This is a genomic window from Flavisphingopyxis soli, from assembly GCF_007995095.1.
In the GTDB taxonomy this organism is placed as follows: domain Bacteria; phylum Pseudomonadota; class Alphaproteobacteria; order Sphingomonadales; family Sphingomonadaceae; genus Flavisphingopyxis; species Flavisphingopyxis soli.
Genome location: NZ_VOPY01000001.1, coordinates 1,054,042 through 1,066,646, shown reverse-complemented (window position 1 = coordinate 1,066,646; position 12,605 = coordinate 1,054,042). Strand labels below are relative to the sequence as shown.

At 64.5% G+C, this 12,605-nt stretch carries 16 protein-coding genes; 6 read left to right on the top strand and 10 right to left on the bottom strand.

From position 1 onward, the window contains the following. Positions 1–23: 23 nt before the first annotated feature. Genes FSZ31_RS05315 through petA form a run of 3 tightly spaced genes read right to left on the bottom strand, consistent with a single transcriptional unit; the run spans position 24 to position 2,796 of the window. Entirely contained in the window at positions 24–866 is an 843-nt protein-coding gene (locus FSZ31_RS05315; RefSeq protein ID WP_147121983.1) for a cytochrome c1, read from the bottom strand. Between the two features lie 17 nt (positions 867–883). Then, a complete protein-coding gene (locus FSZ31_RS05310) occupies positions 884–2,203 on the bottom strand; it encodes a cytochrome b (RefSeq protein ID WP_147121981.1) in 1,320 nt (439 codons plus the stop codon). Positions 2,204–2,214: 11 nt separating this feature from the next. Then, positions 2,215–2,796, bottom strand: coding sequence for a ubiquinol-cytochrome c reductase iron-sulfur subunit (gene petA, locus FSZ31_RS05305; protein WP_147121979.1), 582 nt, complete (start codon positions 2,794–2,796; stop codon positions 2,215–2,217). A gap of 225 nt (positions 2,797–3,021) precedes the next feature. Here petA and FSZ31_RS05300 point away from each other — a divergent pair, with 225 nt between their 5' ends. From FSZ31_RS05300 to FSZ31_RS05290, 3 genes are read left to right on the top strand one after another with little or no spacing between them, the layout of a single operon-like run. Next, on the top strand, positions 3,022–3,480 hold the full coding sequence (locus FSZ31_RS05300; protein WP_147121976.1) for a tRNA (cytidine(34)-2'-O)-methyltransferase: 459 nt from the start codon (positions 3,022–3,024) through the stop codon (positions 3,478–3,480). Further along, positions 3,477–4,340, top strand: a complete 864-nt coding sequence (hemF, locus tag FSZ31_RS05295; RefSeq protein WP_147121974.1) for an oxygen-dependent coproporphyrinogen oxidase — start codon at positions 3,477–3,479, stop codon at positions 4,338–4,340. The genes FSZ31_RS05300 and hemF overlap by 4 nt, the downstream gene beginning before the upstream one ends. Before the next feature lie 7 nt (positions 4,341–4,347). Then, the gene (locus FSZ31_RS05290) at positions 4,348–4,938 is read left to right on the top strand and encodes a GNAT family N-acetyltransferase (RefSeq protein ID WP_147121972.1); all 591 of its coding nucleotides are present in this window, start codon (positions 4,348–4,350) and stop codon (positions 4,936–4,938) included. An 18-nt stretch (positions 4,939–4,956) separates the two neighbouring features. Here the strand turns inward: FSZ31_RS05290 and FSZ31_RS05285 are convergent, their stop codons facing one another. Further along, positions 4,957–5,805 (bottom strand): hypothetical protein, encoded by an 849-nt coding sequence (locus FSZ31_RS05285; RefSeq protein WP_147121970.1) that lies wholly within the window; start codon positions 5,803–5,805, stop codon positions 4,957–4,959. 57 nt (positions 5,806–5,862) lie between these two features. Further along, positions 5,863–6,621, bottom strand: coding sequence for a glycerophosphoryl diester phosphodiesterase membrane domain-containing protein (locus tag FSZ31_RS05280; protein WP_147121968.1), 759 nt, complete (start codon positions 6,619–6,621; stop codon positions 5,863–5,865). 122 nt (positions 6,622–6,743) lie between these two features. On the opposite strand from FSZ31_RS05280, the gene lipB reads away from it, so the two are divergent. The 3 genes from lipB to FSZ31_RS05265 all read left to right on the top strand — a co-directional run bounded on the left by lipB (position 6,744) and on the right by FSZ31_RS05265 (position 8,498). After that, positions 6,744–7,424, top strand: coding sequence for a lipoyl(octanoyl) transferase LipB (lipB, locus tag FSZ31_RS05275; RefSeq protein ID WP_147121966.1), 681 nt, complete (start codon positions 6,744–6,746; stop codon positions 7,422–7,424). Positions 7,425–7,488: 64 nt separating this feature from the next. After that, on the top strand, positions 7,489–7,788 hold the full coding sequence (locus FSZ31_RS05270; protein WP_147121964.1) for a hypothetical protein: 300 nt from the start codon (positions 7,489–7,491) through the stop codon (positions 7,786–7,788). A 26-nt stretch (positions 7,789–7,814) separates the two neighbouring features. Further along, on the top strand, positions 7,815–8,498 hold the full coding sequence (locus FSZ31_RS05265; RefSeq protein WP_147121962.1) for a hypothetical protein: 684 nt from the start codon (positions 7,815–7,817) through the stop codon (positions 8,496–8,498). A 21-nt stretch (positions 8,499–8,519) separates the two neighbouring features. Here the strand turns inward: FSZ31_RS05265 and queE are convergent, their stop codons facing one another. The 5 genes from queE to FSZ31_RS05240 form a co-directional block, all read right to left on the bottom strand. Next, complete coding sequence (gene queE, locus FSZ31_RS05260; RefSeq protein ID WP_147122566.1) at positions 8,520–9,152, bottom strand: 7-carboxy-7-deazaguanine synthase; 633 nt, start codon at positions 9,150–9,152, stop codon at positions 8,520–8,522. A gap of 1 nt (position 9,153) precedes the next feature. Then, complete coding sequence (gene queC, locus FSZ31_RS05255; RefSeq protein ID WP_147121959.1) at positions 9,154–9,849, bottom strand: 7-cyano-7-deazaguanine synthase QueC; 696 nt, start codon at positions 9,847–9,849, stop codon at positions 9,154–9,156. A 54-nt stretch (positions 9,850–9,903) separates the two neighbouring features. Further along, positions 9,904–10,311, bottom strand: coding sequence for a hypothetical protein (locus FSZ31_RS05250; RefSeq protein WP_147121958.1), 408 nt, complete (start codon positions 10,309–10,311; stop codon positions 9,904–9,906). A 76-nt stretch (positions 10,312–10,387) separates the two neighbouring features. After that, complete coding sequence (gene hslO, locus FSZ31_RS05245) at positions 10,388–11,338, bottom strand: Hsp33 family molecular chaperone HslO (protein ID WP_147121957.1); 951 nt, start codon at positions 11,336–11,338, stop codon at positions 10,388–10,390. After that, positions 11,335–12,549, bottom strand: a complete 1,215-nt coding sequence (locus FSZ31_RS05240) for an aspartate aminotransferase family protein (RefSeq protein ID WP_147121956.1) — start codon at positions 12,547–12,549, stop codon at positions 11,335–11,337. Before FSZ31_RS05240 ends, hslO begins: the two co-directional genes overlap by 4 nt. Positions 12,550–12,605 lie beyond the last annotated feature (56 nt).

The window sequence follows — 12,605 nt, the reverse complement described above, 5'->3', positions numbered from 1 at the left end:
CCCGTCACAGGCAGCGCGACCGATCAATGCTTCTTGTCGGCCCAGATCTGGCGATAGGACAGATAGGTGAGGACGGTGAAGATCAGCAGGAAGCCGAGCGCACCCCAACCGACGGCGCGGCGGTTCTCAAGCTTGGGCTCGGCGGTCCAGACGAGAAACGCCGAGACGTCCTTGGCCATCTGGTCGACCGTCGGCTTCGGATTGCCCGGTCCGTAGGTCACCTGGCCTTCGCTCGTCAGCGGCGGTGCCATTGCGAGGTTGAGGTTGGCGAACCACGGATTGAAATGCAGGCCGGTGCCGGGCTTGCTGTCGGCGGGCAGCGCCTCGCCCTTTTCGTTGCGATAGGTCTCCGGATTACGGAAGCCGGTCAGCAGCGAATAGACATAGGGAGCGCCGCCTTCGCGCGCCTTGGTGATCAGCGAAAGGTCGGGCGGCAGCGCATTGTTGTTGGCGGCGCGCGCGGCGGTTTCATTGGGATAGGGCGACGGGAACGCGTCCTTGGGCAGGCCCGGACGCGTCGCCGGCTCGCCGGTGTCGGGATCGATGCTGGGCACTTCGTGCGCCGCGGCAAAGCTCTTCACCTGTCCTTCGTTATAGCCGAGCGCGGCGATGTCGCGGAACGACACGAGGCGCAGTGAATGGCACGCCGAGCAGACCTCGTTATAGACCTGCAGGCCGCGCTGCAGCTGCTTGCGGTCGAACTTGCCGAACGCGCCATCGCTGGCCAGCGCAAGCGTGCGCGGCTTCTGGTGGAAGTCCTCGACCGCCGTGCGCTCAGCCGCCTCGAAGGGAAGTGAACCGATGATCGAGAAGATCAGCGCGGAAACGAAGCCCAGGCCGACGATTATGCCAAAAAAACGAACCATGTGGAAAGCAGCTCCTGTCAGGCCTTAGCCGGCTCGGGATGGGCGGGGTTGGTCGCGCTGACGCCGACCGGATGGGCTTCGTCGGCTTCGCCCGACAACACCGCCTCGGTGATCGAATTGGGCATCGGCAAGGTCGTCTCGATGCGCGACAGGATCGGCACGATGATGAGGAAATGCGCGAAGTAGTAGGCGGTGCAGATCTGGCTGGCGAGGACCGTCCAGTTCGACGGATGCGCCTGACCGAGATAGCCCAGGATGATGACGTCGATGACGAGAACCCAGAAGAACGTCCGGTAGGTCGGGCGATACTTGGCCGACCGCACCGGCGACTTGTCGAGCCACGGCAGGAAGAACAGCAACAGGATCGAACCGAACATCGCCAGCACGCCCCACAGCTTCGCCGGGATCCACAGGAAGTTGCCGGTGAACGATTTGAGGATCGCGTAGAACGGCAGGAAATACCATTCGGGGACGATGTGCGCCGGCGTGGAAAGCGGGTTGGCCGGGATATAGTTGTCGGGATGTCCCATGAAATTGGGCAGGAAGAACGCCATGATGACGAACGCGATCAGGAACACGCCGAGTCCGAAGCCATCCTTCGCGGTGTAATAGGGATGGAACGGGACGGTATCGCTCTCGCTCTTCACATCGACGCCGGTCGGGTTGTTCGATCCGGGGATATGCAGCGCCCAGATGTGCAGGATGATGACCCCGGCAATGACGAACGGCAGCAGATAGTGCAGCGAGAAAAAGCGGTTGAGCGCAGCATTGTCGGGCGCAAAACCGCCCAGCAACAGCTGGCGAATCGGCTCACCGACGATCGGGATCGCGCTGAAGAAGCCGGTGATCACCTGCGCACCCCAGAAGCTCATCTGGCCCCATGGCAGGACATAGCCCATGAATGCGGTGGCCATCATCAACAGGAAGATGACGACGCCGAGCAGCCAGATCATCTCTCGCGGCGCCTTGTACGACCCGTAATAGAGGCCGCGGAACATGTGGATATAGACGACGATGAAGAAGAAGCTGGCGCCGTTCATGTGCATGTAGCGCAGCATCCAGCCCGAATTGACGTCGCGCATGATATGCTCGACGCTGTCGAAGGCGATCCCGGCATTGGCGGCGTAATGCATCGCAAGGACGATGCCGGTGACGATCTGGATCGTCAGTGCGACACCGGCAAGGACGCCGAAATTCCAGAAATAGTTGAGGTTGCGCGGCACCGGATAGCCCGCGCCGATCGCGCCGTAGACCAGCCGCGGCAGCGGCAGTCGCTCGTCGATCCACTGAGTGAATCCGGATTTCGGCTTATAGGCTTCAGCCCAGGGAAAACTCATAGTGTCTGTCCTTAGCCGATCGTGACTTTGGTGTCGGTGTCGAAAACATATTCGGGCACCTGGAGATTGAGCGGCGCGGGACCCTTGCGGATGCGCGCGGCGGTATCATAGGCCGAACCGTGGCAGGGGCAGAAATAGCCGCCGTACGGGCCCTTGTCCTCGCCTTCGGCCGCGCCGAGCGGAATGCAACCGAGATGGGTGCAGACGCCAAGCGTGATCAGCCAGTTTTCCTTGCCCGGTTTGGTCCGTTCGGCGAGCGTCTGCGGATCGCGCAGTTCGCTCAGCGGAACGGCGTTCGCCTCGGCCATTTCCTTGTCGGTCAGGTTGCGGATGAAGATCGGCTGCTTGCGCCAGCTGGTCTTGATCGCCTGGCCGCGCTCGATCGCCGAGATGTCGACGTCGATCGACGCTTCGGCGAGCACGTCGGCGCTCGGGTTCATCTGGTTGACCAGCGGGAACACAACCGCAACGGCACCGACGCCGGCAAAGCTCACCGCGGCAATGTTGAGGAAGTCGCGGCGGCGCACGCCGTCTTCGGTCACGCCGCTGTCGTGCGGACTTTCTATCCCGGCGTTGGGTGCGGGTGCTGTCATCTAAGGGCCCTTGCCTTCGAAAATGCCGTCGAAAAATCGAGTCTAGCCATTGGTCGAACAGGGGGATCGTCAAGCGCGGCGCCGAAGCGCGGCCAAACCGCCCCCTGCGGTGGTTTGGCCGCGTGATAGCGACCGCACCCGCGGTTGCCAACTGCGAATTTGCCGTATCCCGCCTACCGCTTAGTCCTCTCGCACGTTAGCCCCCGTGGCGCTATGGCGACCATCATGGAAATTGCCCTCTACCAGCCCGACATCGCCGGCAATGTCGGCGCGATGCTGCGCACTGCCGCGTGTTTTTCGGCGCGAGTCCACATCATCGAACCGTGCGGCTTCCCCTTTTCGATGCACGCATTTCGGCGCACCGCGATGGATTATGCCGATGCGGTCGAGGTCATGCGTCATGCCGATTGGGCCGCATTCCACGGCTGGGCCGAGGCACAGGATCGCCGGCTCGTGCTGTTGACGACACAAGGCGGCGAATCGCTCTATGCCAGCGCATTCGATTCCGCCGACGTGCTGTTGCTGGGGTCCGAAGGCGCCGGCGTACCGGCCAGCGTGCACGAGGAAGTCGCCTTGCAGGTGCGAATCCCGATGGCAGCGGGTATGCGTTCCTTGAATGTCGGCGTTGCCGCTGGCATCGCGCTCGCCGAAGCGCTTCGACAGACCGGAGGATTGCCAAAATGACGCTCACGCTCGACCCGCAACAGGCCCAGGCGCGCAGCTGGTTCGAATCGCTGCGCGACCGGATCTGCGCCGAGTTCGAGAGCATCGAACGCGAAGCCGGAAGCGATGCCGCGTTCGAATACGGCGCCTGGGACCGCGAGGCCGAGGGTATCGCCGCAGGTGACGGCGGCGGCGGCGTGCGCGGCGTGATGAAGGGCAAGGTGTTCGAAAAGGTCGGGGTCAACGTCTCGACCGTCAGCGGCGAGTTCGCCCCCGAATTTGCCGCCAGCATCAACGGCGCCGACGAAGATCCGCGCTTTTTCGCGACCGGCATCAGCCTCGTCGCGCACATGGCCAATCCGCACGTCCCCGCGGTCCACATGAACACGCGCTTCCTCGCTACGACCAAGCGCTGGTTCGGCGGCGGCGCCGACCTCAACCCGCCGATCCCCTACGAAGATGATACCGCCGCCTTTCATGCGCGGCTGCGCGCAGCGTGCGTGCCGTTCGGCCCCGAGCTCTATGATCGCTATGCCAAATGGGCAGAGGACTATTTCTATATCCCGCATCGCGGCGTCCAGCGCGGCGTCGGAGGGATTTTCTACGACCATCTCGAATGCGCCGATGAGCCCGCATTCGATCGCAACCTCGCATTTTCCAAGGCGGTCGGCGAGGCATTTCTCGACGCCTATCCCGCGATCGTGCGGCGCCGCATGGGGCAGGAATTCACCCCCGAGGAGCGGCGCAGAATGCTCGTCTGGCGCGGTCGCTATGCCGAGTTCAACCTCGTCTATGACCGCGGCACGCTGTTCGGGCTCAAGACCGGCGGCAATATCGACGCGATCCTGATGAGCCTGCCGCCCGAGGCGATCTGGGAATGAGGCGAGCATGGGACTGACGCCGGTCGCGCCGGGAATGCTCGCCGCGGTCGTCACCTCGCTCGAGATGACGACGCCGCCAGCAGCTGACGTCGCCGCCAAAGAATTATCGCCGCTCACGCTCGTCCGGCTCGAATCGCCTACGCTCGACGACTATCGCGCACTGTTTCGCCTCGTCGGGGCCGACTGGCTGTGGTTCTCGCGGCTCGTCCTCGACGATGCGGCGCTGGACGCGATCATCGGCGACCCGGCGGTAGAGATTTACGCCGTGCGCGATGCTGCGGGTGTCAACGTCGGCATGCTCGAGCTCGACTTTCGCGAAGGCGCGACCGCCGAGCTCGCGTTTCTCGGTCTCGCCTCTAGCCTGACCGGCCAGGGGCACGGCCGCTGGCTGATGACGCGCGCGCTGGCGCTGTTGTGGCGGCCGGGCGTGTCGCGGGTCTGGGTCCATAGCTGCACGCTCGACCACCCTGCCGCGATCGCCTTTTACCGCGCCAGCGGCTTCACGGCGTTTGCCCGCGCGCTCGAAACCTTTGCCGACCCGCGCCTGACCGGCCACCTGCCGCGCGATGCCGCGCCGCAGGTGCCGATCATCGCCTAGGCGCGCAAGCCGAAGGCGTCAGGCGAAAGTCTCGGCATCGTCGGCCGGGACGATCTCGCGATAGATCGCGGGCGGGGTCGCCATCCACACCATCAGCGCAGGCAGATAGACGAGCACCGCGACGACGATCAGCGCGGCGGGACCTTGGCCGACCAGCTTGCCCACGATCCAAGCGGCAACAACGACCGCGACGCCGATCACGATGTTGATCAGGAGCGTGAAGCCAACGATCCGCCATTGCGACGGCCCCGTCAGGCGCCACGATTCGCTGATGCCGGTGATCGGATTGAGCAGCCTGCGCGCGGCCATCACCGGACCCGCGACCGACAGCCGAGCCTGAAACCACATGATAGCGAGAAGGAACAACAGGTAGATCGCGACCACCGCAACCAACACGCCGCCAGCAACCGCGCCGCTCTGGATCGCGGCGGGCGTGAAGGCTGCGCCGCCGGTAATCGCAGCGAAGATGAGCCCGAAGACGAGCAGCGCGATGATCAGCACGATATAAAGGACGATCATGAGAACGAAATACGCCAGCGCATAGAGTGCGCCCGCACCAATCGCCCAGCCGACATCGCCCGCCGCGCTACCGGGGACGAGCGCGCCACGCCAGATCATCAGTCCGGCGGCATAGAGCACCACCGTTGCGGCCAGGCCGAACAGTGCCATTCTGGCGAAAAGGCCGATGAACGAGCCCAGGTTGCCCGGCGAGGCTGCCATCGCGGTGAATGCGTTACCCATCGTCATCATGCCGAGCGCGATAATGAGCGCGAGAGCGCCCCCCATCCACAAGACGATGCTCAGCCAGTTTTGTGCCATGAAGGCGAAGGTGCGTGAAAACGCGCCGCCGATCGTCAGTCTTTCCATTTCGTTTCCCCCCTGTGTGCCGAATCGACCCGGCGTGTCGTTATCGGCCGTCCGATCTTACGAAAACTCTTCGCTAAGCGTCTGTCCACTGACGCCGGTCAGCTCACGATAGGCGCCGCACAAGATAGCGGTGTAGATGACGGAAAATGCCGCGCTGAGCAGCGCATCGAGAAGCGCGGTAGCGACCCGCGACACATCATCGGGCAACAACGAGGTCAGCAACAGACCGATGACCCCTGACGCGAGCAGATAGACGACGATGCCGATAATCCCGATCAGCACCAGATAGACGACGAGCCGCCAGCCATTATTGCGCGTGGCGTTCCAGCTGCCCTGGAGCAGGTTGAACGGGTTCTTTTCACCGGTGCTCGCGACATAGGGCAGGACCATCGCAAAGCGTGCGTAGAGATACAGGCCGGGGACGAGGAGCAGGACCAAGGCGAAACCGACCGCGATACTCGACAATATGCCCGCGACAACGGTGCTGATGACGACAGTCAACGCGAATACCAACGTGGCGCCCACGGTCATTCCCCGCGCGCCGAGATAGAGGCGCGCGATCGCGATCGTCCCGACCGATCCCAGAACCGCGGTAACCAGCATATACGGCAGCATGTCGCCATAATATTGCATCAGAACGTCGAACGTCTGTGTCGCCGGGACGCCCTCGACCCCCGGCTGGGGTGGGCCGAATATCCCGACGAGTGCCGCCGGAAGGAACAGGAACACCCCGGCGATTGCCAGGACGAGATCGCGATGCGAAGCGATCAGCCCGGCGGCCGCATTCCACGCCGCGCCCATATCGAATTTGTTCAAAGCATATCCCCGATTGCCCCATTTTATCTCCCCGCACCATGGCTCGCCAGCGACGCCCTGTCCAGATGCCGTGACGCTATGTCGCCCTTGCGGAATGCTGCGCCGATGGGCAAATCGCGGACATGACCGTGCCGATCCCGACCCAGCCTGCCGTGACTGGCCTTGCCGATCCCGACTGGACCGTTGCGCCCGGGCTGACCCCCTATCCTTTCGCGCTCGCCGAAATGGAGCTGCGGGCGAGCGCGATCCGCGATGACGGCGCCGCCGAACGCATCTGGCTGATCGAACATCCGCCGCTTTATACCGCCGGGACAAGCGCGGTCGAAAGCGACCTGCGCAACCCGCGCTTTCCCGTCTTCGCGGCGGGGCGCGGCGGCAAATATACCTATCACGGCCCCGGCCAGAGGGTCGGCTATGTCCAGCTCGATCTCGCCCGCCGCGGTCGCGACATCCGCGCCTATGTCCACGCGCTCGAGGCGTGGGTCATCGCGACGCTCGCCGATTTCGGCGTCACGGCCTTTGCCGTGCCCGAGCGGATCGGCATCTGGACCCGACTGGCGAACGGCGAGGAAGCCAAGATCGGCGCGATCGGCGTGCGCGTGCGCCGCTGGGTGACGATGCACGGTTTTTCGGTTAATATCGATCCCGACCTGTCGCATTTCGGCGGGATCGTGCCGTGCGGCATCGCCGATCACGGCGTCACCAGCCTCGCCGCGCTCGGCTGCCCGGCAAGCATGGCCGATATTGACGAGGCGTTGCAAAAACGCCTTGGAATCCTGATGAATTCGCTTGTTCATCGCTGATTACTCTCTAGGAATCCATAACCATGGCGAAGCGACTGGACATCAACGGCAGCGGGCGGATCGAATGATCAGGAATTTGGGGCTTGGAGCGGGTCTTGCGGCGATCGCCGCGCTCACGCTGGGCGGCTGCGGTGACAAGCAAGACGACGGCTCGGCGACGACAACGACCCGGCTCGATGCGGTTGATGTCCCGCAAGGCACGATCAGCGACGAGCTGATGCCGCTCGACACGCGCAACGAAAGCAGCGCGGTTGCCGCTTCAACCGCAACCAACGAAACCGCCGCTCCGGCCGCTGCGGCGACGAAGCCCGCCGCCGAAAGCCAGGCCAGCGCGACCGACAGTGAAAGCGAGACCGACCAATGACCTTAGCCGACCGATGGCTCCCGACGATGATCAAGACCTGCGCTGCGGCAATGCTGGCGTTGGTCGCGGTCTCGCCTGCGCAAGCGCAGTTTTTCTGGGTATCGCCCGACAATAGCGGCGCTCCCGTAACGGGTTCGGAAATCGACGTCGGCATTCCGTTGCCAGGCGCCAATCCGGCCGAACAGGAAGCCGCACTGACCTGGACGATGCGCACCGGCCTCAACACCGCCGCGCTGCAATGTCAGTTCGAGCCGATGCTGCTGTCGGTCGAAAACTACAACGGCGCGCTCGAAAAGCACGAGGGTGAGTTCGTCCGGGCCTATCAGACGGTCGAAAGATATTTCAAACGCACGCAGGGCGCGAAGTGGCAGGCGCCGTTCGACACCTATCGGACGCGCCTCTACAATTATTTCGGCACCGTCAGCGCGCAATACACTTTCTGCCAGACCGCCGGGAAGATCGGGCAAGAGGCACTCTTCGCACCGGCGGGCACGATGGCCCAGCTCGCGCGCATGCGGATGCGCGAATTTCGCAACAGCCTGATCACGCGCGGCGACCAGCTGCGTGTCATCTATCGCCCGCAATGGTCACCGCTGGTCCTGCCGAGCTTCGACGACAAGTGCTGGGACCGCAAGAACCAGCTCAAGAAAAACTGCCTGCGCGATTACGAACAGGCCAAGCGGCAGCCGCGCGGTCTCGTCTACGGATAACGCCGCGCAGCGCCGAGGCGCCTAGCGGATGCCGAGCAGCTTGTGCGTTTGCAGCGATAGCCTCCAGTGCGGCCGTTCGATCACGAGGTCGACGCAGGCGCGCATGTTTTCGGCACTCCGCGCATCGTCCATCGGCTGGATCAGCCGGTGGACAAAGTCCCAGCCTTCCATCGCGTCGATATCGCTCCCCGGCTGGGGCCACACCAACTTGAGCTCATCGCCCGATCGCTGGACGGTCGTACTCCCCGCCTTGGGGCTGACACAGATCCAGTCGATACTGCGCGGGACGGCGAGCGTCCCGTTGGTCTCGATCGCGATCTCGAAGCCGCGATCGTGCAGCGCGTCGACCAGTGCATCATCGACCTGCAACATCGGCTCACCGCCGGTCAGCACGACATAGCGCAGCGCCGCATCGTCGCCCCAGAAGCCGGTGATCGCATCGGCGAGCGCGCCGGCATCGGCGAACTTGCCGCCGCCCGCGCCATTGGTCCCGACGAAATCGGTATCGCAGAATTTGCAGGTCGCGCTTGCCCTGTCCTGCTCGCGCCCCGACCACAGGTTGCACCCGGCAAAGCGACAGAATACTGCGCGGCGACCGCTGCGCACGCCCTCGCCCTGCAATGTCAGGAACAGCTCCTTGACCGCATAGGCCATCTCAGTCGGCCGCCGCAGCATAGCGCGTCGGATCGTCGAGCCCGGCCGCAGCGAAGCCCGCACGGCGCAAGCGGCAGCTGTCGCACAGGCCGCAATGCTTGAGGTCGGGCGTCGGATCGTAGCACGACCAGCTCATCGCCGGGTCGAGGCCGAGACGGACCGCTTCGGCGGCGATATCGGCTTTGGTCATGTGCTGGAGAGGGGTCTGGATAGCGAACCGCTCGCCGCCATCGCCCGCCTTGGTCGCCAGCGCGGCGAGATCGGCAAAGGCGGCGATGAATTCGGGGCGACAATCGGGATAGCCCGAATAGTCCATGCTATTGACACCAATATAGATTTCGCGCGCGCCTGCCGCTTCGGCCCAGGCCAGGCACAGCGACAGGAACACGGTGTTGCGCGCGGGGACATAGGTGACGGGAATGTCGTCGCCGACCCCCGATTTGGGCACCGCGATATCGGCGGTCAGCGCCGATCCGCCGAACGCGCTGAGGTCGAGCGGCAGCACGACGTGGCGCAGCGCACCGACATGCGCGGCAATCCGCGCCGCGCTCTCGAGTTCGATCCGGTGGCGCTGGTTATAGTCGATCGTCAGCGCAAGGACGTCGCGACCCGCCTCACGTGCGAGTGCCGCGCAGACCATCGAATCGAGCCCGCCCGAAAGCAGCACGACCGCCAGATTTTCATCGAGTGTGTTCATCGCGGGCGCGCTAGCGAGCGCCGGCGCGCTTCGCAAGCGCCGCGCGGTTTGCGGTCAGTCGCAACTGCCGCTTTGCCGGGCCTCATAGTTGTCCGAAAACGGTGATCCGTCGGCGAGTCCCTGCGTATAGACCTGGACCAGCCGCGGCGTTTCGTAGCGCAGCGTGGTGCGGACATGGCCCGCCGCGCCGCACGTCATGTGGATCGTCAGCTCGCCCGGGGCATTCTTGACGACATAGCGCGAACAGGATCGCGGGACGTGGCGCAATGCGAGCAGCTCCTCGCCGCTGCGAACGCAAACTTTCCGCGGCGCGCCTCCGCCGACGGGCTTGAGCTGCCACGCGCCCTTTTCGATCCGGTCGAGCAATATGAAGCCGGGCGCGAATGCGGGCGCTGGTACGGCCAGCGCAATCGATCCGAGCATCAAGCCGAGCTTGCCGGTCGCGACCATCGGGCTTCGCATCGTCCGCATCCCTTCATCCAGCTTTCAGCAGCCAGGATAGCATAAATGGGAAGCAAATGCGCCACGACAATAACAGCTAGGCGGGGTCGAGTCCGGCGGGGATCGCAAAGATTTTCGCGCAAAACGCGCAATCGACGGGAATCGTGCCGTTTTCATCGGCCATTTCGCGCCGTTCGTCTTCGGGAAAGCGCGCGAGCACGCCCGCCAGATAGGCAGCGTCGCAGCGGCATCCGCGCGTCAGCGTATCGCCGGCGAGGACGCGCACCTCATCCTCGTGAAACAGCCGCCAGGCGATCTCTTCGAGCGACAACGCGGGGTCGAGCAGCTCTTCGGGTTTGATTGTCTCGGCGAGCGCGCGGACATGGTCCCATTCGGGATGGTCGAGCCGCGTGTGGAGCCGCTCGCGTCCCTCCTCGCCCTCGGGCAGATGCTGGATCATGATGCCGCCCGCAACATGCTCGCCCGGCGTGCCGCAATCGGCCGAGATCCGCACCAGGCTGGGCAATTGTTCGGACTGGACGAGATACGATTGCGCCGCCTCGGCAATGCTGGCGCCGTCGAGCGGGACGATCCCCTGATAGCGCTCGCCATCGACCCCCTCGCCCGCCGGGCGATCGAAGGTGACCGCGAGATAGCCCTTGCCGAACAGCGCGAACAGCGACGGATCGGCGGGAACCTCGACGAAGCGCTCCATGTCGAACTTCACGTAGCCGCGCAGCTCGCCCTCGCGGAAATCGCAGACCAACAGCTCGATGATGCCCGCCTCGGTCTGCGCCTGCAGCGTCAGCTGGCCGCCCGCCTGTTTGAGCGTCGAACCGAGCAGGGCGGTCAGCACCAGCGCCTCGGCGAGGACCCGCGCGATCGGTTCGGGATAATCGTGCGCCGACAATATTGTGTCGAGCACCGGGCCCAGCCGGACGATCCGTCCGCGGGCATGCCGCGCGGGGATCGTTACCGCCAGCGGGCGATCGAAATAGGTCGCGCTGCCGCCCGCCCCGTCGCTGCCGCCGTCCGATTCGTCGCTCATTTCGCGACCGGTGCCTTCACCATCGGCTTGCCTTCATATTCGTAGTCGCGCGCACCCGCCGAGAGCTTTTCGATGCACTCGTCGATATGGTGCTGCTCGATGTTGAGCGGGGGGAGGATGCGCACGACATTGTCGCCCGCCGCGACGGTCAACAGGCCGTGATTGTCGCGCAGGTGCGCAACGAAGGGGCGGCTTTCGACCTTCATCTTGAGACCGAGCATCAGCCCCTTGCCGCGGACATGGTCGAACAGGTCGTCATGGTTGGGGATCAGCTGTTCGAGCGCGCCGCGCAGCCGTTCGCCGGTCGCCGCAACCTGATCCATGAAACCGTCTTCGAGGATCACGTCGAGTACTGCCGATCCTGCGGCCATCGCCAGAGGATTGCCCCCATAGGTCGATCCGTGCGTGCCGAACACCATCCCCTTGGCCGCTTCCTCGGTGGCGAGGCACGCGCCCAGCGGGAAGCCGCCGCCGATCCCCTTGGCGCTGGCGACGATATCGGGCGTCACGCCGTAATGTTCGTGCGCGTAGAGCGCGCCGGTCCGCGCGACGCCGCACTGGACCTCGTCGAGGACGAGGAGCAGGCCGTGCTCGTCGCAGATCGCGCGCAGGCCGGCGAGGAATTTCTGGCTCGCGGGGCGGATGCCGCCCTCGCCCTGGATCGGCTCGACGAGAAAGCCGGCAGTATGCTCATCGACCAGCGCGCGCGCCGCTTCGAGGTCGTCGAACGGCGCATAGGCGAATCCGGGGAGCAGCGGCTCGAACCCGTCGCGCATCTTTTCCTGGTTGGTCGCGCTGATCGTCCCCAACGTACGTCCGTGAAAGGCGTTGTTGAAGGTGATGATGTTGGTCCGCTCGGGGTTGCCGTTGACATAGTGATAGCGGCGCGCGGTCTTGATCGCGCATTCGACCGCCTCGGCACCCGAATTGGTGAAGAATACGGTGTCGGCAAAGCTCGCATCGACCAGCCGCTGCGCGAGCGCTTCGCCCTGCGGGCTGCCGTACATGTTGCTGACGTGCATCAGCGTCGCCGCCTGCTGCTGGATCGCCCGGGTCAAATGCGGATGGCCGTGGCCGAGGATGTTGACCGCAATGCCGCTGGCAAAATCGAGTGCGCGGCTGCCGTCTTCGCCGATCAGATAGGCCCCCTCGCCCTTGACCGGCCGAAAGTCACAGCGGGGATAGACGGGCATCAGCGGCGTGATCGACATGAAGACAAGACCTTTCGAGAGACAGAGCGCCGCGCGTGCCCGAACGGCCTGCGGCA

What these genes read in the sequence shown, in the direction of transcription:
- FSZ31_RS05315 (WP_147121983.1), bottom strand. Translation starts at nt 866, where the DNA reads ATGGTTCGTTTTTTTGGCATAATCGTCGGCCTGGGCTTCGTTTCCGCG.
- FSZ31_RS05310 (WP_147121981.1), bottom strand. Translation starts at nt 2,203, where the DNA reads ATGAGTTTTCCCTGGGCTGAAGCCTATAAGCCGAAATCCGGATTCACT.
- petA (WP_147121979.1), bottom strand. Translation starts at nt 2,796, where the DNA reads ATGACAGCACCCGCACCCAACGCCGGGATAGAAAGTCCGCACGACAGC.
- FSZ31_RS05300 (WP_147121976.1), top strand. Translation starts at nt 3,022, where the DNA reads ATGGAAATTGCCCTCTACCAGCCCGACATCGCCGGCAATGTCGGCGCG.
- hemF (WP_147121974.1), top strand. Translation starts at nt 3,477, where the DNA reads ATGACGCTCACGCTCGACCCGCAACAGGCCCAGGCGCGCAGCTGGTTC.
- FSZ31_RS05290 (WP_147121972.1), top strand. Translation starts at nt 4,348, where the DNA reads ATGGGACTGACGCCGGTCGCGCCGGGAATGCTCGCCGCGGTCGTCACC.
- FSZ31_RS05285 (WP_147121970.1), bottom strand. Translation starts at nt 5,805, where the DNA reads ATGGAAAGACTGACGATCGGCGGCGCGTTTTCACGCACCTTCGCCTTC.
- lipB (WP_147121966.1), top strand. Translation starts at nt 6,744, where the DNA reads ATGACCGTGCCGATCCCGACCCAGCCTGCCGTGACTGGCCTTGCCGAT.
- FSZ31_RS05270 (WP_147121964.1), top strand. Translation starts at nt 7,489, where the DNA reads ATGATCAGGAATTTGGGGCTTGGAGCGGGTCTTGCGGCGATCGCCGCG.
- FSZ31_RS05265 (WP_147121962.1), top strand. Translation starts at nt 7,815, where the DNA reads ATGATCAAGACCTGCGCTGCGGCAATGCTGGCGTTGGTCGCGGTCTCG.
- queE (WP_147122566.1), bottom strand. Translation starts at nt 9,152, where the DNA reads ATGGCCTATGCGGTCAAGGAGCTGTTCCTGACATTGCAGGGCGAGGGC.
- queC (WP_147121959.1), bottom strand. Translation starts at nt 9,849, where the DNA reads ATGAACACACTCGATGAAAATCTGGCGGTCGTGCTGCTTTCGGGCGGG.
- FSZ31_RS05250 (WP_147121958.1), bottom strand. Translation starts at nt 10,311, where the DNA reads ATGCGAAGCCCGATGGTCGCGACCGGCAAGCTCGGCTTGATGCTCGGA.
- hslO (WP_147121957.1), bottom strand. Translation starts at nt 11,338, where the DNA reads ATGAGCGACGAATCGGACGGCGGCAGCGACGGGGCGGGCGGCAGCGCG.
- FSZ31_RS05240 (WP_147121956.1), bottom strand. Translation starts at nt 12,549, where the DNA reads ATGTCGATCACGCCGCTGATGCCCGTCTATCCCCGCTGTGACTTTCGG.